Origin of the sequence: Streptomyces sp. SID3343 (genome assembly GCF_009865215.1) — a bacterium.
Taxonomy (GTDB): Bacteria; Actinomycetota; Actinomycetes; order Streptomycetales; family Streptomycetaceae; genus Embleya.
The window spans coordinates 1-2933 of sequence record NZ_WWJX01001620.1 but is presented as its reverse complement, the minus strand read 5'-3'; the positions used below and the strand labels follow the sequence as shown (position 1 = coordinate 2933).

Genomic DNA, 2933 nt, shown 5'->3' with positions numbered 1-2933 from the left:
ACAAGCCCACTTGTCCCGCGCCAACTCCTCCACCTGCGGAAACGCCACCTCAGGGCGGTCACCCCGGAACCGGCGGGCCCACGCAAACACGCCGCGGCTACGTTGCTGTCGTGACGAACCTGAAGAGGTTCAGCACCGCCGTTCCCGCCGAAGTCGGCGCCACCGCAGGTCTCGACGAGCGGTGGCGAGCCGGTACGTACCGCCGCGAACCAGATCCGACGCCTTTGGGCCGACCCCGTACGAGTCGCCTGCCCGGGCAGGCAGCGTCATCCGCCGATGCCGCGCGCTATACGGCCCACGACGCGACCGACCGGGCGGGACACGACCTCTTGGCCGATCTGTACGCCGAGGCACGCCGAGTGCCCGCTGGTACCTGAGGTTGGGATGGCCACGGTCCGGGGCGCGGCGGCACCTCCTCGTACGGACGGTCTGTGATCACCGACCGAGAGGATCGCGTGGGCCGCCGTACAGCCGTGGTCGCGGCAACCGGACGGCTGTTGGCAGCGGGATGCAGTGGCGGAGGCGACGACAAGGCGTCACCATCCTCGGCCCCGCCACTGCTGCCGCCGTCCGGCCAAGCACCCGCGACACCGATCCCGAGGACGTCGCGCGGGCCCAAGTCCTACTTGTGTACCGGTGGTTCACCAGCCACCGGACCACGATCGCGAGCCGGGCCCGGTTGGACGATCCGGAGCGGGATCGTTTCGCGACCGAACGGGCCGCAGCGTTCCTCCGACAGTTGGCGTCGACCACCGCCGAGGACGGAACCACGCTCCACCCGGTCCACAACCCGGTCGCCGCCAAACGTGGTTGCGTCCCTGACCACGTCGATACCCCAGTTCACGCTGGAGCACTGCCTGCACGTCAACCGGGACGGCACACCGGCGGAGACCGCGACGCAGTCGCCTCGCTTAAGCACTGCGGTCACGGCCACGCGTCACGCGGCGGAATGGAAGGCGGCCGACCCGAACACCCGACAACATCCGACACGTTGGGCCGCGAGATCACCGAAAAAGTGGCCATACCCGTACCCGCACCCCTACCGATGACGGCATTCACGGCACCCGTCGCAGTCGCAGTCGCAGACGTGAACGCAGACACCGACGACGACGATCACGTGGACACGAGCCTGAGCAGCCTCGGCGAGGTCGTGGTCACCGCCCGCTCCGGCGACAAACCGAGAGCCCAACCCAGGGGCGCAGGCACCAACGGCGCCGTCCCGACGGGGATCAACTCGGCGCCCCCAGCTCCACTGCACCCGAACGACCCCACCCACACGCTGTACCCCAGCGACGAGGCCAAGATCGTAACCACTCGGGTATCAGCGGCTCTTGCCTGGCTCCGCCGCCGCCCCACGGCCACCGCCCGGAGCCGGTGGGGCACACCCCACCACAGACACCAGTCCAGCCCGGCACGTGAGCGTCCGCGCAGATTCCACTCGACGCGCCGACGCTGCACCCAACCCCGCGCCCACCTCCGGGAAAACCGGTCTCGGCGGCCTCCCGAGGCGACTGCGGGCGGACGCCACCCCGGCGTGGTTCCGCCAATTGCGACAGCCACCATGCCCGGCCTCGTCGATGACCGCGACCGCCGGGCCTGACGGCATCACACGGCACATGAAGATGGAACAACTGTCACGTGCACCAGTCCCGGTTCCCGTACACACCGGCCCGCAACGCGCAGCCGAGCCCCGACCGCAGCCACACTTACCTTCGGCCCGGGATCCACACCGTCACCGCCACCACCCACCGGGACATCATTTGGGCAGCCGGTGGATAAAATGGCTCTCGCCACCACCCGCACGACCACCGCCGGGGACATCCGCACCACTGAGACGCAAGCACTCATCTCCAAAACCCCATACCACCCACCGCCGAACCGATCCCGCACCGGCAACGACTGGCCCGAACGACGACGCCCACCAGCCCGACAAAACAGCACTCGGCAACTCCGAGACGACCCATCAAGGCCACGACGGGCATGCGACATAAACAGTCAACCCGACCCAAACAGGAACTTCGACTTCAGAATTCAGGCAAGATAGATTCCTCAATACTCGTATTCAGATCACGATTCGGCAAAGCCCCAGGAAACCGCCAGGTCAACAAGTGAACTCCCCACGCAGGTGGGGGTGAACCGCCTCCGGCGTGATTCGCTCCCGCAACATCCGGGAACTCCCCACGCAGGTGGGGGTGAACCGCCTACGCCGATACCACAACGCAGGAACCCCCCGAACTCCCCACGCAGGTGGGGGTGAACCGTCCGTACAGGCGAGATAGCTACCCCTGCGAACGAACTCCCCACGCAGGTGGGGGTGAACCGGATCGCCACCGGCCGCGGTTGAGTCTTCCCGTGAACTCCCCACGCAGGGGGGGGTGAACCGGCATCGCGCGCCGAACGCGCCAACGCCTGCTCGAACTCCCCACGCAGGTGGGGGTGAACCGTCGCAGACCTGCCCCACGGACTCCACAAACATGAACTCCCCACGCAGGTGGGGGTGAACCGGGTGTCCTGGACGGCGCCTTGTACGAGGTGGAGAACTCCCCACGCAGGTGGGGGTGAACCGACGTGTTCGAGTCCCGCCCCTACAGCGCCGGCGAACTCCCCACGCAGGTGGGGGTGAACCGCGCGCGGGGCTCGACGGCGACGACCAGGAGCAGAACTCCCCACGCAGGTGGGGGTGAACCGTCAAGCGCGCCGCGAATAGGTGGCTACGTGAGGAACTCCCCACGCAGGTGGGGGTGAACCGTGCGGTCCGCCGCACAACCTTTTGCTGTTGCCGAACTCCCCACGCAGGTGGGGGTGAACCGGGCTTGAGTTCGGCGTCGATCTGTGGCATGTCGAACTCCCCACGCAGGTGGGGGTGAACCGCCGAAGAGATCCGATATCTGGGAGGGCTTGTAGAACTCCCCACGCAGGTGGGGGTGAACCGA

Annotated in this window: 1 protein-coding gene and 1 CRISPR repeat array; the gene reads left to right on the top strand. The window is 67.6% G+C overall.

Translation table 11 applies throughout. The features are described from left to right. The first annotated feature begins 110 nt into the window (after positions 1 to 110). Entirely contained in the window at positions 111 to 377 is a 267-nt protein-coding gene (locus GT354_RS51935) for a hypothetical protein (protein ID WP_161365506.1), read from the top strand. A 1733-nt stretch (positions 378 to 2110) separates the two neighbouring features. Continuing rightward, positions 2111 to 2932: direct repeats of the CRISPR family, unit length 29 nt; unit sequence GAACTCCCCACGCAGGTGGGGGTGAACCG. Position 2933 lies beyond the last annotated feature (1 nt).